Origin of the sequence: Actinomadura meyerae (assembly GCF_900188445.1) — a bacterium.
In the GTDB taxonomy this organism is placed as follows: Bacteria; Actinomycetota; Actinomycetes; order Streptosporangiales; family Streptosporangiaceae; genus Spirillospora; species Spirillospora meyerae.
This window is the reverse complement of the sequence record NZ_FZOR01000012.1, coordinates 148,766-168,944: the sequence shown is the minus strand read 5'-3', so window position 1 is coordinate 168,944 and position 20,179 is coordinate 148,766. Positions and strand designations below refer to the sequence as shown.

Annotated in this window: 19 protein-coding genes; 12 read left to right on the top strand and 7 right to left on the bottom strand. The window is 73.7% G+C overall.

The annotated features are described in order from the left end of the window. Positions 1–16: 16 nt before the first annotated feature. The 4 genes from CHF16_RS15170 (at position 17) to CHF16_RS15155 (ending at position 3,629) form a co-directional block, all read left to right on the top strand. Positions 17–1,600: a 3-hydroxyacyl-CoA dehydrogenase family protein gene (locus tag CHF16_RS15170; RefSeq protein WP_245868531.1), complete on the top strand. Its 1,584-nt coding sequence runs from the start codon at positions 17–19 to the stop codon at positions 1,598–1,600. A 46-nt stretch (positions 1,601–1,646) separates the two neighbouring features. Beyond that, positions 1,647–1,958: an ATP/GTP-binding protein gene (locus tag CHF16_RS15165; RefSeq protein ID WP_089326659.1), complete on the top strand. Its 312-nt coding sequence runs from the start codon at positions 1,647–1,649 to the stop codon at positions 1,956–1,958. Between the two features lie 65 nt (positions 1,959–2,023). Continuing rightward, positions 2,024–2,746, top strand: coding sequence for an alpha/beta hydrolase (locus CHF16_RS15160; RefSeq protein ID WP_089326658.1), 723 nt, complete (start codon positions 2,024–2,026; stop codon positions 2,744–2,746). Between the two features lie 91 nt (positions 2,747–2,837). Next, the gene (locus CHF16_RS15155) at positions 2,838–3,629 is read left to right on the top strand and encodes an alpha/beta fold hydrolase (RefSeq protein ID WP_245868529.1); all 792 of its coding nucleotides are present in this window, start codon (positions 2,838–2,840) and stop codon (positions 3,627–3,629) included. Positions 3,630–3,647: 18 nt separating this feature from the next. Here CHF16_RS15155 and CHF16_RS15150 read toward each other — a convergent pair whose 3' ends face one another. From CHF16_RS15150 to mce, 3 genes are all read right to left on the bottom strand, one after another. Continuing rightward, entirely contained in the window at positions 3,648–5,090 is a 1,443-nt protein-coding gene (locus CHF16_RS15150; protein WP_089326656.1) for an AI-2E family transporter, read from the bottom strand. Between the two features lie 155 nt (positions 5,091–5,245). Then, positions 5,246–6,574 (bottom strand): DivIVA domain-containing protein, encoded by a 1,329-nt coding sequence (locus CHF16_RS15145; protein ID WP_089326655.1) that lies wholly within the window; start codon positions 6,572–6,574, stop codon positions 5,246–5,248. Positions 6,575–6,903: 329 nt separating this feature from the next. After that, positions 6,904–7,338: a methylmalonyl-CoA epimerase gene (gene mce / locus CHF16_RS15140; RefSeq protein WP_089326654.1), complete on the bottom strand. Its 435-nt coding sequence runs from the start codon at positions 7,336–7,338 to the stop codon at positions 6,904–6,906. A gap of 117 nt (positions 7,339–7,455) precedes the next feature. Between mce and CHF16_RS15135 the strand changes: the two genes are divergently transcribed. Continuing rightward, positions 7,456–8,646 carry an acetyl-CoA C-acetyltransferase gene (locus CHF16_RS15135; RefSeq protein WP_089326653.1) on the top strand — a complete coding sequence of 397 codons (1,191 nt, stop codon included), beginning with the start codon at positions 7,456–7,458 and terminating at the stop codon, positions 8,644–8,646. A gap of 26 nt (positions 8,647–8,672) precedes the next feature. Here CHF16_RS15135 and CHF16_RS15130 read toward each other — a convergent pair whose 3' ends face one another. Further along, positions 8,673–9,365, bottom strand: a complete 693-nt coding sequence (locus CHF16_RS15130) for a DUF4230 domain-containing protein (RefSeq protein WP_089326652.1) — start codon at positions 9,363–9,365, stop codon at positions 8,673–8,675. 179 nt (positions 9,366–9,544) lie between these two features. Between CHF16_RS15130 and CHF16_RS15125 the strand changes: the two genes are divergently transcribed. Then, positions 9,545–9,859 carry a DUF3817 domain-containing protein gene (locus tag CHF16_RS15125; protein ID WP_089326651.1) on the top strand — a complete coding sequence of 105 codons (315 nt, stop codon included), beginning with the start codon at positions 9,545–9,547 and terminating at the stop codon, positions 9,857–9,859. Positions 9,860–9,985: 126 nt separating this feature from the next. On the opposite strand, the gene CHF16_RS15120 is transcribed toward CHF16_RS15125, so the two are convergent. Together CHF16_RS15120 and CHF16_RS40280 are read right to left on the bottom strand one after the other, a co-directional pair. Continuing rightward, entirely contained in the window at positions 9,986–11,320 is a 1,335-nt protein-coding gene (locus CHF16_RS15120; protein ID WP_143227995.1) for a hypothetical protein, read from the bottom strand. Continuing rightward, the gene (locus CHF16_RS40280) at positions 11,313–12,365 is read right to left on the bottom strand and encodes an ATP-binding cassette domain-containing protein (RefSeq protein ID WP_245868537.1); all 1,053 of its coding nucleotides are present in this window, start codon (positions 12,363–12,365) and stop codon (positions 11,313–11,315) included. The genes CHF16_RS15120 and CHF16_RS40280 overlap by 8 nt, the downstream gene beginning before the upstream one ends. A 450-nt stretch (positions 12,366–12,815) precedes the next feature. On the opposite strand from CHF16_RS40280, the gene CHF16_RS15110 reads away from it, so the two are divergent. Then, positions 12,816–13,754, top strand: a complete 939-nt coding sequence (locus CHF16_RS15110; RefSeq protein ID WP_089326650.1) for a tetratricopeptide repeat protein — start codon at positions 12,816–12,818, stop codon at positions 13,752–13,754. Positions 13,755–14,087: 333 nt separating this feature from the next. Further along, entirely contained in the window at positions 14,088–15,491 is a 1,404-nt protein-coding gene (locus CHF16_RS15105) for an NAD-dependent malic enzyme (RefSeq protein ID WP_089326649.1), read from the top strand. Positions 15,492–15,551: 60 nt separating this feature from the next. Here CHF16_RS15105 and CHF16_RS15100 read toward each other — a convergent pair whose 3' ends face one another. Next, a complete protein-coding gene (locus CHF16_RS15100; protein WP_089326648.1) occupies positions 15,552–16,172 on the bottom strand; it encodes a hypothetical protein in 621 nt (206 codons plus the stop codon). A 160-nt stretch (positions 16,173–16,332) separates the two neighbouring features. Here CHF16_RS15100 and CHF16_RS15095 point away from each other — a divergent pair, with 160 nt between their 5' ends. The 4 genes from CHF16_RS15095 (at position 16,333) to CHF16_RS15080 (ending at position 20,165) form a co-directional block, all read left to right on the top strand. After that, on the top strand, positions 16,333–16,908 hold the full coding sequence (locus CHF16_RS15095) for a YqgE/AlgH family protein (protein ID WP_089326647.1): 576 nt from the start codon (positions 16,333–16,335) through the stop codon (positions 16,906–16,908). 10 nt (positions 16,909–16,918) lie between these two features. Then, complete coding sequence (locus CHF16_RS15090; protein ID WP_089326697.1) at positions 16,919–17,185, top strand: DUF3039 domain-containing protein; 267 nt, start codon at positions 16,919–16,921, stop codon at positions 17,183–17,185. Positions 17,186–17,378: 193 nt separating this feature from the next. Next, positions 17,379–18,377 (top strand): zinc metalloprotease, encoded by a 999-nt coding sequence (locus CHF16_RS15085; RefSeq protein ID WP_245868527.1) that lies wholly within the window; start codon positions 17,379–17,381, stop codon positions 18,375–18,377. A gap of 36 nt (positions 18,378–18,413) precedes the next feature. Beyond that, positions 18,414–20,165: a DEAD/DEAH box helicase gene (locus CHF16_RS15080; RefSeq protein WP_089326696.1), complete on the top strand. Its 1,752-nt coding sequence runs from the start codon at positions 18,414–18,416 to the stop codon at positions 20,163–20,165. The last annotated feature ends 14 nt before the right edge of the window (positions 20,166–20,179 follow it).

Here is a 20,179-nt window from a genome sequence, read left to right as displayed (position 1 = left end):
CATGAGTGAGGGTTCGTTGAGCAGCGAGGGTTCGTTCAGCAGGGTCGGGGTCGTCGGGCTGGGCACCATGGGCGCGGGCATCGCCGAGGTGCTGGCGCGCGGCGGCCTGGCGGTCGTGGGCGTGGAGGTGAACCGGGAGGCGCTGGAGCGCGGGCGCGGGCACCTGGAGCGCTCGACCGGGCGCGCCGTCAAGCGCGGCAGGCTCACCGCGGACGCGCAGCGCGAGATCCTCGACCGGGTGGCGCTGACGACCGACTTCGCCGACCTGGGCGACTGCGACCTGGTGATCGAGGCGGTGCCGGAGCGGCTCGACCTCAAGCGGAAGGTCTTCGCCGAGCTGGACAAGGTCTGCCGGGAGGACGCCGTCCTCGCCACGAACACCTCGTCGCTGTCGGTCACCGACATCGCGGTCACCACCGGCCGCCCCAGCAAGATCGTCGGCGTGCACTTCTTCAACCCGGCGCCGGTGATGAAGCTGGTCGAGGTCATCGCGACCGTGCTGACCGAGCCGGACGCCGTCGCCCGCGTCGCCGCACTGGTCCGCGGCCTCGGCAAGACCCCGGTGACGATCGGCGACCGCGCCGGGTTCGTCGCCAACCGGCTGCTGTTCGGGTACCTGAACCAGGCCGCCGGGATGCTGGAGTCCGGGCACGCGACCCGCGACGACATCGACACCGCGATGACGGCCGGCGCCGGCCTGCCGATGGGCCCGTTCACCCTCATGGACCTCATCGGCCTCGACACCTGCCTGGAGGTGCTGGAGGCGATCTACGCCGAGTCCCGGGACCGCCGCCACGCCGCCTCCCCGGTGCTGCGCGAACTCGTCACCGCCGGGCTGCTCGGCCGCAAGACCGGCCGCGGGTTCTACTCCTACGAGAAGGCCGGGAGCGACGCGTCCGGAAGCGGCGCCGCCGCGGCCGAGGAGCCGCCGGTCGTCGGCATCGTCGGCGTCGGCCCGCTCGCCGACGCGCTCGCCGCGCTGTGCGACCGCGCGGGCGCGTCCGTCCGCGACTCCGCCGCCGACCTCGCCGGCTGCGACCTGGTCATCGAGGCCGCCGAGGACACCGAGGCCGCGCGGGCCCTGCTGTCGGCCGCCGCGCAGGCCGCCAAGCCGGACGCGGTGCTCGCCGTCACCTCCGTGGGCGGCTCGGTGATCGAGCAGGCCATGGCGACGGGACGTCCCGCCGACGTCGTCGGGGTGCACCTGCCCGACCCCGCCGGGACCCTCGCCGAGATCGCCGCGACGGTCGCGACCGGCCCCGGCGTCGCCGACCGCGCCGCCGGCCTGCTGGGCCGGCTCGGCCTCACCGCCGTCCGCTGCCGCGACCGCGCCGGGTTCATCGTGGACGCGCTGCGCTTCCCGTACCTGAACGACGCCGCCGCCATGCTCGGCGCCGGATACGCCGACGCCGACTCGATCGACGCCGCGATGACGCTCGGCTGCGGCTACCCGACCGGCCCGATCGCCGACCTCGACCGCCTCGGGCTGGACCGCGCCGTGACCGTCCTGCGCGCGCTGCACGCCGAGACGCGCGAGCCGGCGCTGGCCCCCGTCCCGCTCCTCGTCGAGCATGTGACGGCGGGCAGCCCGCTGCGGTGAGCGCCCTCGGGGCCGGAAATCCCCGGAGGCTGAATATCCTCGAAGCATGAGCCCCCGCAAGAACCGCCGTGCCGTTTCCGGACGCCCCCGGGAGGGCCGCGGCGGGTCGTGGGCCCAGCAGACCGAGGAGGGGCCGGACGGCGAGTGGATCGTCCGGGCGGTCGCGGGAGCCGGTGCGTCCAAGGCGTACCGGTGCCCCGGCTGCGACCAGGAGATCCCGCCGGGCGTCGGGCACCTCGTCGCCTGGCGGGCCGGCGAGGGCGGCGACGACCGGCGGCACTGGCACCGCCCGTGCTGGCAGGCCCGCACCCGGCGCGGGCCCCGCGTCCAGCGGTCGCGCAACGCCCCGCGCTACTGAGCGGCACCCGTCTCACGGGCCCCGTGCCGAAGGCTCGCGTCACCAACGCGTCACTAAGGAGACCCATGGCGGAGATCAGGGCGGCGACGGTGCTGCCGGCGCGGCGCGAGGACATCGTGCTGCACACGTCCGACGGGCTGGAGCTGGTCGGTGAGCTGGCGCTGCCGTCGGAGCGGCCGCCGGTCGCGACGCTGGTGTGCCTGCACCCGCTGCCGACGGCCGAGGGCATGATGGACAGCCACGTCCTGCGCAAGGCGTCCTACCGGCTGCCGGCCCTCGCCGACCTCGCCGTCCTGCGGTTCAACACGCGGGGGACGACGTCGGCGCGCGGCACGAGCGAGGGCGAGTTCGGCGAGGGCGAGACCGAGCGGTTCGACGTCGCCGCGGCGCTGGAGTACACCGAGTACCACGACCTGCCGCGGCCGTGGCTGCTCGGCTGGTCGTTCGGCACCGAGCTGGCGCTGCGGTGGGGCCGCGACCCGCTGGTGGAGGGCGCGATCCTGCTGTCCCCGCCGCTGAAGCGGGCGGGCGACGCCGACCTGGACGCCTGGGGCGAGGACGGCCGTCCGCTCGTCGCGCTCGTGCCGGAGTTCGACGACTACCTGCGCCCGGCCGAGGCGCGGGAGCGGTTCAAGCGCGTCCCGCAGGCCGAGGTCGTCGCGGTGGACAAGGCCAAGCACCTGTGGGTGGGCGAACCGTACGTCCGGATCGTGCTGAACGAGATCGTCAAGCGGGTCGCGCCGGCCGCCTACCCGCTCCCCACCGAATGGGACGAACCGGACAGATAATCACATGCGGCCAGTCGTGGCCACTCCCGTCCCACCCGGCTCCCGAGCGGGTAAGGATTTCCTGCGTGGACGCCGACCGGGAGGACCGCCCGTGACCGTGCAGCTGTACGCCAGGGACGTCGGCAGCGGAACCCCGCTCGTCCTGCTGCACGCCTTCCCGCTGTCCTCGGCGATGTGGCTCGCGCAGCGGGAGGGGCTCGCCGGCCGGTTCCGCGTCATCACCCCCGATCTGCGCGGCTTCGGCGGGTCCGTGCTCGGCGACGACGAGCCCTCGATCGACGCGATGGCCGACGACGTCGCCCGCACCCTCCACGGCCTCGGCGTGCGGCGCGCCGTCATCGGCGGCCTGTCCATGGGCGGGTACGTCGCGATGGCGCTGTGCCGCCGCCACCCCGACCTCCTCCTCGGGCTGGTGCTCGCCGCCACCCGCGCCTCCGCCGACACCGAGCAGGCGCGGGCGAACCGGCTCCGGCAGGCCGAGCGGCTCGACCGCGACGGCACCCCGCAGGTGCTGGTGGACGAGGTGCTCCCCGGCCTCGTCGGGCCCACCACCTACCGGCAGCGCGCCCTCGTCTACGGGCGGGTGCGCGGCCTCGTCCAGGCGACGCCGCCGCGCGCCGCCGCGTGGGCCCAGCGCGCCATGGCCGGACGCCCCGACGCGTTCGACACGCTGCGCGGCGTCCGGGTGCCGGCCCTCGTCGTGATCGGGGACGAGGACGCGCTCGCCACCGAGGCCGAGGCCCGCGCCATGGCGGACGCCCTGCCGAACGCCGAACTGATGGTCGTCCCGCGCGCCGGGCACCTGTGCGCGATCGAGCAGCCGGACCTGTTCAACCAGGCAGTGGCCGAGTTCGCCGCCGCCCTCGCCCGCACCGCCCGCTGACCCGGCCCGGCGGTCGGGCTACAGCGTCTCCTGGCGCGGCATGACGACCTCGCGGATGAGCAGCGAGATCGCCGCCGCCGTCGGGATCGCCAGCAGCGCGCCGACGACGCCGAGCAGCGCCGCGCCGACCAGCGCCGCCACGATCGTCACCGCGGGCTGGACGTCCACCGTCCGCTTCATCACGCGCGGGTAGACCAGGTAGTTCTCCACCTGCTGGTAGACCACGTAGAAGATGACGCAGACGATCAGGTCGGTGGTGTCGCCGGTGAGGAACGCGACCAGGCACACGATCACCGCGCCGATCGTGGCGCCGATCAGCGGGACCAGGTCGGTCACCGCGACGATCAGTGCCAGCGCGAGCGCGTACTTCACCCCGAGGATCGACAGGAAGACGTAGGAGCAGACGCCGGCGATGAACGCGATCGTGAACTGCCCGGCGACATAGCCGCCGATGCGGTCCAGGATCTCGTCGCCGAGCAGCGCGACGCGGGCGCGCCGGGAGCGCGGCGCGAGCTTGTAGAAGAACGTCTTGATCTGAGGCAGCGAGCTGAGGAAGTACAGCGTCAGGATCAGGATCGTGATCGTCTGGAAGATCCCGTTGACCGCGACCTTGCCGATGCCGGTGGCGGTGTCGGTGAGGGTCTTCTGGAAGTCGTCGCTGTTGACGGCCTTCTCGGCGCGGTCCAGCAGCCCGTAGCGCTTGTCCCAATCGGCGAGCGTCTTGTTGTTCTGCAACTGCTCGACGTACTCGGGGATGTTGTGCCGCAGCTCGGAGACCTGCTCCGACACCGGCTGGACGAGCGAGGCGACGAACCCCGCGAAGAACATGATGACGACGAGGAACACCGTCGCGACCGCCGCGCCGCGCGGGAACCCGAACTTGCGCAGCCGCTCCACCGCCGGGTTGAGGCCGACCGCGAGGAACATCGCGACGACGATCATCACGATGACCGACTTGGCGTTGGTGGCCGTCTTCACCAGCATCCAGGCGGTGATGACGCCGAGCGCGGCGGTGAACCCGAACACGAACGGGTGGGCGCGGCCGAGCGGCTCCCCGGGCCGGCCGAACGGGAACCGGTGGTCGACGCCCGCCTCGCGGCGGCGCTGCTCCACGTCGTGCGCGGGATCGGGCGCGTCCGACGCGGCCGGGGCCTGGTCGGCGACCGCCACCGGCGCGGGCAGGTTGACCGGGGCGCCGGTCGCGGGGTCGCGCTCGCCCACGGGCTCCTCGGCCTCCTCGGGCGTCAGCGCACCGCTCGGCGCGACGCTCTCGGAGCCGTCCGAACCGGCGGCGTCCTCGCTCTCGTCGTCGCTCTGGTCCTCGGGAGGCGGGGAGTCCTTGGTGGGCGGGGCGTCCTCGTCGGCGGGCGGTGCCGGGGCGGGGACCCGGGGGTCGCCCGCCGGCCGCCCCGAGCCGGGCGCCGCCTCCGGCTCGTCTTCGCGGGAGGTCTCGTCGGGCACGCCGCTCTCCTCTTCGTCCTCTGCCTCGCCGATGCGACGTGGTCAAGCGCGTGATGGTCCGGTGGCCGCCGGACCAACGTCCCACGGTGGTGAGACGAAGGAAAGCCTAGAGGCGTTCACCGCCTCTAGGCTTCCTCGACGCCGTACTCAGGAACTCACTCCTGCCACCAGTCCTCGTCGTCCTCCTCGGACTTCTTGGCCTGGGCCTGCTTGGCGGGCGCGGCCTTCGCGGCCGCCGGCTGCTGCTGCTTCTGCGGCGCGGGGGCCGGAGCCGGCTTGGGCTCGGCCGCCGGGATCGCGGCCTTCTCCGGGGGCGCGGCCAGCTCGGGCTCGCCGCCCATCGTCGGCGCGACGCCGCCGATGAGCTGGCGCAGCTGGTTGAGGTGGCTGGTGATGCTGTCGCGCTGCCGGGTGAGCTCGTCGACCTGGCGCTGCGCCGCCGTCCGGACGCGGTCGGCCTCGGCCTTGGTCTCGGCGAGCAGCTGCTCGGCCTGCGCCTTGGCCTCGGCGATCACGTTGTCGGAGTTCTTGCGCGCGTTGGCCATCAGCTGCTTGGCGTGCGAGTCGGCCTCGCGCCGGGTCTGCTCGGCCTGCTGGGTCGCCTTCGCGGCCCGCTGCTCGGCGGACGCGGCGCGCTGCTCGGCCTCGGCGACCAGCTTCTGCGTGGCGGCCTGCGCCGCGGAGTGCCGCTCGGCGTCCTGCCGGTCGGCCTCCTCCCGGCGGGCGGCGAGCTGGATCTCGAACTCGGCCTCGGCCTGGGCGCGCTGGGCCTCGCTCTCCTCCAGGATGCGCTGGGCCTGCGCGCGCATCTCGTCGGCCTGCCGCTTGGCCGTGGTGAGGATCTCGTCGCGCTCGCGCTTGGTGGACGCGCGCAGCTGCGCGACCTCGCGCTCGGTGGTGGTGCGCAGCTTGGCGATCTCGCGCTCGGCGCCGGCCCGCTTCTCGGCGACCTCGTGGTCGGCGGTGGCGCGCAGCTTGGCGACCTCGCGCTCGGTGGTGGAGGTCAGCTCGTCGGCCTCGCGGCGGGCGGAGGTGCGCACCTCCTCGGCCTCGCGCTCGGCCGCGTTGCGCATGTCGTCGCCCTCGCGCTGGGCGTTGGCGCGCAGCTCGGCCGCGTCGTTCTCGGCCGTGGCCCGCTGCTCGGCGGCGTCCACCTTGGCCGCGGCCTTGATCTCGTTGGCCTCGGAGCGGGCGGCCTGCACGAGCTCGGTGGCCTGCTCCTCGGCGAGGCGGAGCAGCTGCTCGATGCGGGCGCCGAGACCGGAGTAGGTGGGCCGCTCCTGCTCCTGCAGCTGACGGTGCGCGTCCGACAGCTCCCGCTGCAGGGCCTGGGTCTGCTCGCGGGTCTGCCGCACCTCGTTGTCGAGCTGCTTGATGTGCTCGTCGACCTGGTGCCGGTCGTAGCCGCGAAGCACCACGTCGAACTCGCGCGGGGGCGTGTCTTCAAAGAAGTTGCTGAGCTGGGCGTCGATGTCGGACTGCATGTGGCTCAATCCTGATGTGACGGGGCTACGGGTGGTTCCGGGGACCGGTTGAACGCCTGGCGTGAACGGCGCAGAGCCCCAGGACCTCTTCCGGCGAATGAAGCGTACTCCGGACACTGCCGTGTTGGGGGCTCATCTTGACGCGCTGCGTGGAATGTCCGGTTTGTTGCCATGTTCAGACGTGGCAAAGGTGCCCAGGTGCCGGGGGTGCAAATGCACCAGATGTGTCCGAACGGTCACAGAGCGGCGGTCGAGGCGGCGCCGCCGCCCGCCGTGATATCGAACACGTCACGATCCGGTCGCGCCTCCGCCGCGCCCCGCCCGCTTGATCATTCCGCGTCGCGGCGCTTCTGCACGAGCTCGGTCAGCACGCCGTGGCAGTCCTTGGGGTGCAAAAAGTTGATCAAGGATCCCATGGATCCGTTCCGCGGCGCGTCGTACAGCACGCGCACGCCCTTGCCCGCGATGCCGGCCGCCTCGCCGGCGACGGTCCCGTCCGTCCCGAACGCGATGTGGTGGACGCCCTCGCCGTTCTTCGCCAGCCACTTGGCGACCGCCGAGTCCTCCCGGATCGGCTCGATCAGCTGCAGGTAGCTCGCCGCCCCGTCCCCCGTCTCGTTGATCTTGAGCATGCACTCCCGGACGCCCTGCTCCTCGTTCACCTCGAAGTGCGCGTCGGTGAAGCCGTAGGTCGCCTTGTAGAACTCCACGGTCGCGTCCAGGTCGTGACAGGCGATGCCGATGTGGTCGATACGGGTCAGCATGGGCTTTCTCCCTACTAGGACCTGCTTGGACGGCCGGACGGGGGCGAACCGAACCGGTCGGGGTTCCCCTGGGTATGGTGGCAAACGTCTGCGCAGCACCACCTGGAGGGCCCCCACATGACCGCTACGTCCGTGATCGTCGCCGGTGCGCGAACCCCCATCGGGCGCCTGATGGGCTCGCTGAAGGACTTCTCCGCGGCCGACCTCGGCGCGCACGCGATCAAGGCCGCGCTGGAGCGCGCCGGGGTGGCCGGCGACCAGGTGCAGTACGTGATCCTGGGCCAGGTGCTCCAGGCCGGCGCCGGGCAGATCCCGTCCCGGCAGGCGGCGGTCAAGGCGGGCATCCCGATGAGCGTCCCGTCCATCACGATCAACAAGGTGTGCCTGTCCGGGCTGGACGCGATCGCGCTCGCCGACCAGCTCATCCGGGCGGGCGAGTTCGACATCGTGGTGGCGGGCGGCATGGAGTCGATGACCCAGGCCCCGCACCTGCTGCCGAAGTCGCGCGGCGGCTACAAGTACGGCTCCGTCGAGGTCCTCGACCACATGGCCTACGACGCCCTCACCGACGCCTTCGACGGCATCGCGATGGGCGAGTCGACCGAGCACCATAACGCCAGGCTGGGCATCTCCCGCGAGGAGCAGGACGAGTTCTCCGCGCGCTCCCACCAGCGCGCCGCGGCCGCGATCAAGAACGGCGTGTTCGACGACGAGATCGCGCCGGTCGAGATCCCGCAGCGCAAGGGCGACCCGATCGTGTTCGCCAAGGACGAGGGCGTCCGCGCCGACACCACCGCCGAGGGCCTGGCCCGGCTGCGGCCCGCGTTCAGCAAGGACGGCACGATCACCGCCGGGTCGTCCTCGCAGATCTCCGACGGCGCCGCCGCGGTCGTCGTGATGTCGAAGGCCAAGGCCGAGGAGCTCGGCCTCGACTGGATCGCCGAGATCGGCGCGCACGGCAACGTGGCGGGCCCCGACAACTCGCTCCAGTCGCAGCCGTCCAACGCGATCAAGCACGCGCTCGGCAAGGCGGGCCTCACCGTCGACGACCTCGACCTGATCGAGATCAACGAGGCGTTCGCGTCCGTGGGCATCCAGTCGATGCGCGACCTCGGCGTCTCCCCGGAGAAGGTCAACGTCAACGGCGGCGCCATCGCGCTCGGCCACCCGGTCGGCATGTCCGGCGCCCGGATCGTCCTGCACCTCGCCTACGATCTGAAGCGGCGCGGCGGCGGCACCGGCGCCGCGGGCCTGTGCGGGGGCGGCGGCCAGGGCGACGCGCTGATCCTCCGCGTGCCGACCGCGTAACTCCCGCCGCTCGCCACTCCTGCCGCTCACTGGGCGCTGGGCTGCGTGACGGTCACCGTCGTGAAGCCCAGCGCCTTGAGCATGTTCTCCAGCATGGTCTTGGTGTTGGCGTCCGCGCGCTGCGTCAGGCCGCTCTGGCCCGCGGCGGTCTGGATCTTCTGCGCCGCGAGGACGTAGAGCTGCTGCTGGTTGTTGGGGTTGCTGCTGAAGAAGTCGCCGAAGCGGTCGATGAGGCCGCGCTCGGTGGCGTAGACGTAGCTGGTCTTCGTGTCCAGGTTCGTCTTCTCCAACTGCGCGCGCGGGAGCGTGATGGTCGCGGCCGTCCGGTCCTCGTTGACCTTGACCGCGCCCGAGGCGAGCTGAGAGAAGTCCACGTAGGCGTCGACGGTGCCGTTGCCGACGAACAGCGTCCGCTTGCCGCGCAGCGAGCCGGGCAGGAACTTCGCGTCCTTCTCCAGGTCGACGATGACCTGGAAGCTGCCGCTCGCCGCCTCGTACCGGTGCAGGTCGCGGATCGACTTCAGCAGGACGGGCCCGCTGCGGTCCTTCGTCTCCTCGGCGAACGGGTTCAGCCACCCCGGCAGGCCGCGCAGCGCCTGCTGCGCCAGCAGCACCAGGGCGACGGTCGCGACGACCAGCACGAGGGGCGTCAGCAGGCCGCGCCGGGGAGCGCGGGACGGCGTGGGGGGTGCGTCGTTCTTCGGTTCGGCGTCGGCCATGCACCTCCCATTCCCGGCATCCCGCCCCTCATATCCGGCGCCGCGGTGATGTCGCCGTGCGCGGGCGCGCTCCCGCTCGTGACATGGTGTGGGCTCCTTGAACGCGTCGGTCGATGTGATCAGGGCCATAGGAGCGGCCGAAACCTCCGGCCGCGGTCGTCCGTTGGGAGGGCGTGGACATGATCCGTGTTTTCCGGCTCGTCTCCGTGGCGGAGGCGACGTCGTTCCTGCTCCTGCTGCTGGTCGCCATGCCGCTGAAGTACGGCGCGGACGCGCCGCTCGGCGTCCAGGTGGTGGGGCCGCTGCACGGTGTCCTGTTCATGGCCTACGTGGGGCTCGTCCTCCTCGTCCGGGAGCAGCTCCGCTGGGACCTCAAGCGCACGGCCCTGGCCCTCGTCGCCTCCGCGCTGCCGGTGGCGCCGTTCCTCGTGGAGCGGTACTGGGCCCGGCCCGTGACGCCCGCCGCCGAGCCGCAGCCGGCCGGGCGGGCCTGAAAGCTCCTGCGCGGCCGCGGCAGGCTGGGGGTGGCCGCCGCGGCCGCGCAGGGGACGCGTGCGGGCGGGGGACGCCCGCACGCAGGGGGACGGCCCCATCGGGGCCGCATCCGGGTCATCGGGGACTCATTGTGGTTCGTGCGGGTTCCGCGGCCGGTAGGCCGGACGGTCGAGCGCGCGGCGGGAGAGCTGGGACGCGCGGGCCTTCTTCGGCCGGGACGGCCGGAAGTCGGCGGGGCCGAGGGAACAGGTCCGGTATTCAGCGAAGTGATGGCGCAGCCACGAGCGGCGCTCGCGCTCGCTCAAGGACGCGAACCGGCGGGCCGCGCGCGTGTCGTCGATGGACGGGGGGTCGTCGCCGAGCAGCCACGCGTCGACCAGAGCCCGGTAGCCGCCTGGTGAGCCGACCGGGCACCGGGCGGGGTCCTTGAGCGTGTGGCTGATCTGCCGGGCGGCGCGCGCCGCGTAGCCGGGGGAGAGGTCCTCGTCGAGGTGGACGAAGGCGGTGCCGTCCGCCACCTCGACCGGCGCCCAGCCCGGACGCTGCCGCACCGCCGTGAACGCGCCGGGGGTGCCGTTCAGCCGCGCGGCGAGGGGGACGAACTCGGCCGTCAGCCGGGGCAGCGCCTCCCGCAGGGCCGGGTGCACGCAGACGACCAGCGGCCACTGCCGGCAGACGGGTGCGGCGTCGGCGGCCCGGACCACCGCGCCGCCGGAGTCGCGCAGGCCGAGCGTGGCGGTGCCGGTCGCGGCGAGCGCGGCGGCGAGCGGCAGGACGAGCAGGTGCCGCCGCGTCGCCCACAGCACGTAGCCGAGGATGAGCGCGGCCGTCAGCCCGGCCGTCCAGGCGGCCTGGTCGGCGAACACCCGGGGCCGCAGGGTCGTGAACAGGTCGGCGCGGGGAAGCGCCGCCGGGGGGAGCAGGCTCCACCACGACACGCCGGGGATGCGCAGCGCCGCCCACATCGCCGTCGCGCCGAACGCCAGCGGCGCCGTCGCGCGGTGCGGGACGACGCGGCCCGTCAGGTAGCCGACGACGACGTGCAGGACGAGCGTGCCCGCGCCCGCCGCGAGAGCCAGCGGCTGCGGGTGCCCGGCCCCGTCCCGCGCGAGCGTGACGGCGGCGGCGAAGCCCGCGATCACGGCGTAGGAGACGAGGGCCGCCGAGGACAGCAGCAGCAGGTCGAGCAGCACGCCGGTCGCGGGCGAGCGCGCGGTGAGGTCGCGCAGGTAGTCGAGCGGCCGCTCGCGGACCGCCGCCCACGCCGCCAGCGCGGCGGCCACGGGCCCGAGGAAGCGGACGGCGTTGACCAGCGCGACGACCGTGTTGTCCCAGTACGCGGCGGACGGGTGGAGCGCCGGAAGCGCCGCCGCCGCCCCGACCAGGGTGAGGACCGGCACCGCGACCAGCAGCGCCGTGCGACGGGCGTCCAGCCGGAGCACCCGCCCGAGGTCAGACACCGGTGGCGCTCCCACCCGCCGGTGACGGGGCGGGCGGCCGCCGCGCCGGCAGCCCGGTGAACCGCGGCAGCGGGAGCCGCGGCAGCGGCGGCCGTCCGGGCCGCCGCGCCGGCGGGCCCGGCCGCGCGCCGCGCGCGGCGGGCCGGGCCTCGCGGCGCCGGTTCATCGCGCCGACCGCGGGCCGCGGCGGCCGGTCGGCGCCCTGCCGCCCGGGGGCGCCCGAGTCGCGCGGTTCGGCCCTGTCGCGTGGTTCGGCCCTGTCCCGCGGTCCGGCCCCGTCCGGCGGTGGCGTCCCGTTCCGGTCGGGGCCGTCCCGGAGGTCGGCCGAGGCGCCCGCCCGGCGGTCCGCCGCCGACCGGCCGCGCCGCGTCCCGGCCGAGTGCGTGGGCTGCTCGGTCAGCCGGCCGCGGGCCAGCGTGAGGAGGCGGTCGCACCAGCCGGTGAGCGTGTCGGTGGCATCGGCGGTCACCACCACCGCCGGGGCCAGCGAGCGCAGCACCGGGATCAGCTCGGCCATCGCGGCGGTCAGCACGGACCGGCCGGGGCCGTCGGCGCCGGTGGGCCACGGCTCGGCGGCGGCGCACAGCGTGCCGAACGGGTCGTCCAGCAGCACGACCGGGGGCTCGTGGACGCACGCGGCGGCGAGCCCGGCGCGCAGCCGGACGTCCGGCGGCAGCAGCGCCAGCTCCGTCCCGGCGGCGTCGGCGAGGTCGAGCCGCCGCAGCATCGAGCGCGCGGCGGACGCGCTCGTGCGCTTGTAGTACGCCGCGTAGGCGACGAACTCGCCCGCCGTCATGTTCTCGGCGCGGGAGAACCGGGCCGGCAGGTAGCCGATCCCCGCCCGCGCGGCCCGCAGCCCGGCGGCGTTCGATATGTCATGTCCCAGAATGCGCAGCAGGCCGGCATTCGGCCTGCGCAAGGTCGCGAACGTGGCCAGCAGAGTGGATTTACCGGCACCAGGTGGACCGGCCAGGCCGACCACGCCTTCGGACACGCCGAAGGTCACCGGGCGCAGGAGCCACCGCCCCCCGCGGCGGACACCCATTCCTCGGGCCACGATCACGGAATGCTCCGCGATCACAAGTGTTTCCCCCCGTAGCTCGCCATGCGGTCGCGACGCCGGCACGGGCGCTCCGGTGGCCGCGGGTCCCCCAACCCGCCACGCGGTGCCCGCCGGGACCGGGCCCGCCCTCCGGCGGGTCCGGCGCTTTTGCCGGGCCGCGATGCATCGACATCGTGACTATAACCGGGCTTGGTGATGGCTGTCAGCAATCTTTTTGCCTTTACGGCAGCACGCCTGGATTCTTTGCCTACCGCGCCGAAGTGGCGAATTCCAGAAAGGTGGACAATTGCTGATTTACCCCGTCGGGCGGGACGGGTGGGGCGTCCGGGGCCGGGGGCGCGGGGCGGCGGCCCGCTCCGCTGAGGGCGTACGGGCGTACAGGCTGGTGCGCTCATGGGGCAGGATGGACCCATGCCTTCTCGGGACTTTTCGTTGCACGGGGCCATCGACCTGGGGGCGCGCCAGGCGGCCGCAAGGAAGCAGCAGGAACGCCGCGCCCAGGGCGGCGGCGCGCAGGCGGACTCGGGCGGGGCCGCCGGGCAGTACGTCGTGGACGTCACCGACCAGACGTTCAACACCGAGGTCGTGGAGCGGTCGCAGTCCGTCCCCGTCCTCGTCGACTTCTGGGCCGAGTGGTGCGGCCCCTGCAAGCAGCTCGGGCCGATCCTGGAGAAGCTCGCGAACGAGGCGGCCGGCACGTGGGTGCTCGCGAAGGTCGACATCGACGCCAACCCGCAGCTCGCCGCGTACATGCAGCAGATGGGCGTGCGCGGCATCCCGTTCGTGGCGGCGGTCGTCGCCGGGCAGCTGCTGCCGTTCCTCAACGGCGCCGCGCCCGAGCCGCAGGTGCGCCAGGCCATCGACCAGCTCTTCGACGCGCTCCGCAAGGAGGGCATCCTGCCGGACGCCCCCGCGGGCGAGCAGCAGCCCGCCGCCGGCGCGGCCGAGGGCCCGGCGGGCGACCCGGTGTTCGCCGAGGCCGAGTCCGCCCTGCAGCGCGGCGACCTGCCCGCGGCCAAGGCCGCGTTCGAGCAGATCCTCGCCGACAACCCCAGGGACGGCCAGGCCAAGCAGGGCCTCGCCATGGTGGAGCTGAGCCAGCGCGTCGGCTCGCTGGACGCCGAGCGCGTGCTCCAGGAGGCCGCCGAGAAGCCCGGCGACGTCCAGGCGCAGATCAGCGCGTCCGACGTGGAGATGATGTACGGGCGCGTCGACTCCGCGTTCGACCGGCTGGTCGCCGCGGTGCGCGTCAGCGCGGGCGACGACCGCGACGCGGCGCGCAAGCACCTGCTGTCGCTGTTCGACCTGCTGCCCCCGGACGACCCGCGCGTCGGCAAGGCCCGCCGCGGCCTCCAGTCGGCCCTCTTCTGAGGCGTCCGCGCGCTGCGGCGCCGCCGCGCTGAGGCGCCCTCGTTCTGAGGCGTGCCGTTCCGGTCGCTCCGGTGCGGGCGCCGGTTCCGGCGTGCCCCGATCCGCGCTGGTCGGGGCCGGGAACGAGCCGGGGCGATCGGGACACCCCGCCGTGATGTTGCGCGTATGCTCGATGCGTTGACCGTGCCCGGACGGCCCGCGCGCACCACTCCCACGAGCCGCCCCGTCGCCGATCCGCGCCCCCCGGGCACGCCGCCCGGGCGATCGGGCGTCGCGCACGGGTGAGAACAACCACGGGCGAGAACAACCCAGAGCAGCTAGGGAGCAGTCGTCGTGGCGAGCGTGCCGAGCGTGTCGTACTCCATCACCGTCCGGCTGGAGGTGCCGGCCGGCGGCCGTGCGGTCAGCCAGATCACCCACGTGGTCGAGAACGCCGGCGGCATCGTCACCGCCCTCGACGTCAACACCGCCGGGCACGAGACGCTGCGCATCGACGTCACCATCGCGACCCGCGACACCCAGCACGCCGAGGCGATCGCCGGGGCGCTGGAGGGCATCGAGTCCGTCAAGATCCACAAGGTCAGCGACCGGACCTTCCTGATGCACCTCGGCGGCAAGATCGAGATGCAGTCGAAGGTGCCGCTGCGCAACCGCGACGAGCTGTCGATGGCCTACACGCCGGGCGTCGCGCGGGTGTCGCTCGCCATCGCCCGCAACCCCGAGGACGTCCGCCGGCTGACCATCAAGCGCAACAGCGTCGCCGTCGTCACCGACGGGTCGGCGGTGCTCGGGCTCGGCAACATCGGCCCGGAGGCGGCGCTGCCGGTCATGGAGGGCAAGGCGGCGCTGTTCAAGCGGTTCGCCGGGATCGACGCCTGGCCGATCTGCCTCGACACGCAGGACACCGACGAGATCGTCCGGACCGTCCAGATCCTCGCGCCCGCGTTCGGCGGCATCAACCTGGAGGACATCTCCGCGCCGCGCTGCTTCGAGGTCGAGGCCCGGCTGCGCGAGCTGCTCGACATCCCCGTCTTCCACGACGACCAGCACGGCACGGCGATCTGCGTGCTGGCCGCGCTGACCAACGCGCTGCGCGTTGTCGGCAAGGAGATCGGCGCGGTCCGCATCACGATGGCGGGCGCCGGCGCGGCCGGCACCGCGATCCTGAAGCTGCTGATGCACGCGGGCGCCCGCGACCTCATCGTGTGCGACTACCGCGGCGCCGTCCACAAGGGCCGCGACGACCTGGACGACTCGCTGCGCTGGATCGCCGAGCACACCAACGCGGCCGGCTACGACGGCGACCTGCGCGGCGCCGTCAAGGACGCCGACGTCTTCATCGGCGTGTCCGCCCCCGCGATCCTGAACGGCGACGACATCGCGACGATGAACGACGGCGCGATCGTGTTCGCGCTCGCCAACCCCGAGCCCGAGGTGTCCCCGGACGAGGCGCGCGAGCACGCCGCCGTCGTCGCGACCGGGCGCAGCGACTACCCGAACCAGATCAACAACGTGCTGGCGTTCCCCGGCGTGTTCCGTGGCCTGCTCGACGCCCAGGCCGACGGCGTCACGCTCGACATGCTGGCGGCCGCGGCGGCGGCGCTCGCCGAGGTCGTCACCCCGGAGGAGATCGGCCCCAACTACATCGTGCCGAGCGTCTTCCACCCGGACGTGGCCTCCCGCGTCGCGGGCGCCGTCCGGGAGGCGGCGGGCGGCCGTCCCCGCACCGAGGCGTAGCGGGCTGAGCCGGCGGGCGGACGCCGGGCGGGCGGGACGCCGCGCGGGCGGGGGCGCGGCTCAGGAGTTCTTCTTGTCGGCGAAGATCCGCTCGCGGCGGCGGGGCCAGATGCCGCCGTACCAGAAGATGATCACGCCGGTGAGCATGACGCCGACACCGGTCGCGGCCCGCGCCCACAGCACGGTGTCGGGGCCGGTGTGCGGCAGGTTGCTCGGGGGCGTCTCGGTCGGCGCGGCGCCCGCCTTCTTGCAGTTCGCCCGCACCGCCTTGGTCTCGATGCGCTTGTTGGCCCAGGTGACGGTGAGGTCGGTGCGGCGGTCCTCGCGCAGCTTCACCGAGATCGTCCGGGTGCCGCCGGGCTGGATCTGGCCGGGGACGGCGGCGCCGCCGTCGTCCCGCTCGACGGAGAAGTCCTCGGTGCGCGTCCCGGTGTTGCGGACCTTGACGTGCACGGTCCGCTCCGGGCAGGAGACGGCGCCGATGTCGGCGGTCACCGGCCGGGCGGGGGCCTTCGCCGTCCCGGACGTGCTGGGCGACGCCGACCCGGACGCGCTGGGGCTCGCGGACGCGCTGGACGCCGCGGGCGACGCCGAGCCGTCCGACTTGAACACCGCCTGGATGGTGATCAGCGCTCCCAGGACGGCGAACACGGCGGCGATGATGACCCTGGGCAACTGCATCGCTGTCCTCCCGGCGCGGACCAAGCGGATGGCCGATGATCCTAGATCATTCTTAACCCAGGACCTTGTGGTGCCGATATCCCCATCGATAGGAATGCGTAACAGGCTAACGACCGGGGAGGCGTGCCGCCGGAGGTCCGGGCAACGCATGATGGAACCCATGGAAGACGGCATCAGGGTGGGGCTCCTGCTGGTGGCGACCCCCCAGCTGGAGGATCCGAACTTCAGGCGGAGCGTCGTCCTGCTGGTCGAGCACGACGCCGGCGGGGGCACGCTCGGGGTTGTCCTCAACCGGCCGACCGAGGTTCCGCTGGACCGCGTCCTCCCGCCGTGGGCCGGGCTCGCGACCGGTCCCGCCGTGGTGTTCCAGGGCGGGCCCGTCGCGCTGGAGCACCCGCTCGCCCTGGCCCGCCTTCCCGGAGAGGACGAGCCGCTCGGCTGGCGGGCGCTCGACGGCGGCGCCGAGGTCGCGCGGGTCGGGGTGGTGGACCTGGAGGCCCCGCCCGGCCTGCTCGCGGCCGAGCTGCTGCAACTGCGGGTGTTCGCGGGCTACGCCGGCTGGTCGGCGGGGCAGCTGCGCCGGGAGATCGAGGACGGCTCCTGGTACCTGGTGCCGGCGGAGGCGGGGGACGTCTTCGCGGACCGTCCCGACCGGCTCTGGCAGGACGTTCTCCGCAGGCAGGGCGGCGATCTCGCGTTCGTCTCCACTTTCCCCGACGACCCCACACTGAACTAAGGTGAACGACGTGAGTACGAAGATCCTTCCGGATGGCGACACACAGCAGGACGTACGGCCCGACCTCTCGCACGGTGACGGCGACCACGAGCGGTTCGCCCACTACGTGAAGAAGCAGAAGATCACCGAGAGCGCGGTGAACGGCACGCCGGTGATCGCGCTGTGCGGCAAGGTCTGGGTGCCGAACCGGGACCCGAAGAAGTACCCCGTCTGCCCGGAGTGCAAGGAGATCTACGAGTCCATGCAGTCGGGCGGCGAGGGCGGCAAGGGCGAGTGACCCGCCGCTGAGACGCGGCGGAGGCGCACCGCCCATGTCGGGCTGCGCGCTTTCCGGGTCCCGTGGCGGGGGATGCCGCGGGACCCGGTGCATGTGATGTGACGGGGTTTCGACCTACGGGGGATGAATGCGGCGGATGGCCGGGGTTTCGCTGTGCGCACTATCGATTACGGTGTGCGCTGTTCCGGGTGCGGTGAGTGAGCGGGGCCGGGAGTGGGTGCGGGCCGTACCGGCCGCCGCCGCCCGCGACGCCGGCGCTGTGCACGGCGGCGCGGTGCACGACGGGGACGACTGCGTCCGGCACGCGGGCGCGAGGGCGGCGCGTCCGCGCGACCGGGCCGACCTCGGCCGGGACGGGGCGGCGGCCATGCTCGCCGACCTGCGCCGCACGCTCCTCGACCGGTTCGGGACGGCCGACGAGCAGCACCTCGACTCGTCCCGGCGCGTGGCGAAGCGGCTCGTCGTCCCCGTGCGGTTCCACATCGTGCACAGCGGGCCGTACGGGCGGCTGCCGAAGAGCGCGGTCCTGCGGCAGGTCGCCGCGCTGAACGCCGCGTACGGGGGGAGGCTGGGCGGCGCCGACACGGGCGTGGGGTTCCGCCTGGCCGGATACGACCGGGTGGACAGCGCCGCCTGGTTCCGGCAGCCCGAGCGGTACGAGCGTGCGATGAAGCGGCGGCTGCGCAAGGGCGGGGCCGGCACTCTCAACGTGTACACGGCCGCCGTCGGGTCGGCCGTCCTCGGCTTCTCCACGTTCCCCCAGCGGTACCGCGGCGCCCCGCACATGGACGGCGTCGTCATCGACTACCGCAGCCTGCCCGGCGGGTCGTACCGGGGGTTCGACCGCGGGTACACGGCCGTCCACGAGATCGGGCACTGGCTCGGCCTGCTGCACACGTTCGAGGGCGGCTGCGTCCCGCCGGGCGACGGGGTGGCCGACACCCCGTACGAGGCGGGGCCGGCGAACGGCTGCCCGCGCCACCGCGACACCTGCCCGCAGCGCGGCCTCGATCCGGTGCACAACTTCATGGACTACGCGCAGGACGCCTGCATGCGGGCCTTCACCGCAGGTCAGGGCCGCCGTATCCGGGCGTCGTGGGCCGCGTACCGGTCCGGGCGGCACGGCCGCCACCGTGTGGATCTCGGCACAGGTGCGCCGGGGACGGCACGATCTGTCGGTGGTCCTCGGTAGCCTTCAGAGACCGTGAGCACCTTCGCCGCATCGAGCATGCCCCCCGCGTTCCCCGAACGGGCCGCCTGGGGGACGGCGTCGTCCCTGCGCGCCTGGCAGCAGCAGGCGCTGGAGGCCTACTTCGGCACCGACGGCTCCCAGCCCGGTCCGCGCGACTTCCTCACCGTCGCGACGCCCGGCGCGGGCAAGACGACGTTCGCGCTCCGGCTCGCCCGCGAGCTGATGGAGCGCCGCATCGTGCAGGCGATCACGGTGGTGTGCCCGACCGAGCACCTCAAGCGGCAGTGGGCGGAGTCCGCGGCCCGGGTCGGCATCAAGATCGACCCGGAGTGGCAGAACAGCGACGGCCCCATCGGCAAGGACTTCGACGGCGTCGCCGTCACCTACGCCACGGTCGCGGCCCGTCCCGCGCTGCACCGCAACCGCACCGAGTCGCGCAAGTACCTGGTCATCTTCGACGAGGTGCACCACGCGGGCGACGGCCTGTCCTGGGGCGACGCGGTGCGGGAGGCGTTCGAGCCCGCGACGCGGCGGCTGGCGCTGTCCGGCACGCCGTTCCGCACCGACATCAACCCGATCCCGTTCGTCCAGTACGAGGAGGGGCCGGACGGGGTCCGCCGCAGCCGGGCCGACTACACCTACGGGTACGGCCCGGCCCTCGCCGACGGCGTCGTCCGCCCGGTGATCTTCCTGGCGTACGCGGGGGAGATGCGCTGGCGCACCCGGGCCGGCGACGAGATCACCGCGACCCTCGGCGAGCCCCTCACCCAGGACCAGATGGCCCAGGCGTGGCGCGCCGCGCTCGACCCGAAGGGCGACTGGATCAAGCAGGTGCTCGCCGCCGCCGACCGGAGGCTCACCGAGCTGCGCCGCGTCATCCCGGACGCGGGCGGGCTGGTGATCGCCACCGACCACGAGACCGCCCGCGCCTACGCCGGGATGCTGAAGGCGGTCAGCGGGCAGAGCGCCACGATCGTGCTGTCGGACGACCCGACCGCGTCCAAGAAGATCAAGAAGTTCGCGGGCACCGACGACCGCTGGATGGTCGCGGTGCGGATGGTGTCCGAGGGCGTCGACATCCCCCGGCTGTGCGTCGGGGTCTACGCGACGTCGACGAGCACGCCGCTGTTCTTCGCGCAGGCGATCGGCCGTTTCGTCCGCGCCCGCAAGCGCGGCGAGACGGCGTCGGTGTTCCTGCCGTCGGTGCCGACGCTGATGGGCCACGCCTCCGAGATGGAGGAGGAGCGCGACCACGTCCTCGACCGGCCCGTCCGCGAGGACGGCCTCGACGACGATCTGATCGCCGAGGCCAACCGCAAGCAGGACACCCCGGACGTCGGCGAGGAGCTGCCGTTCGAGACGGTCGAGGCGTCCGCGACGTTCGACCGCGTCCTGTACGACGGCGGCGAGTTCGGGATGCACGCCCAGCCGGGCTCCGCCGAGGAGGAGGAGTACCTCGGCATCCCCGGTCTGCTGGAACCCGACCAGGTGTCGGCGCTGCTGCGCAAGCGGCAGGCCGACCAGCTCGCCAGCGAGCGGCGCCGCAAGACCGGCGACCCGCGCGCCGACCGCGCCGACCGGACCGCCGCCGAGGACATCGCCGCCCTCCGCCGCGAGCTGAACGGGCTCGTCAACGCGTGGAACCACCGCACCGGGCAGCCGCAGGGCGTCATCCACAACGAGCTGCGCCGCGCCTGCGGCGGCCCGCCCGTCCCGCAGGCCAGCGCCGCCGAGATCCGCGACCGCATCGCCAAGATCCGCGACTGGGCCGCCAAGCGCCGCCACTGACCGCGCCGGGCGGT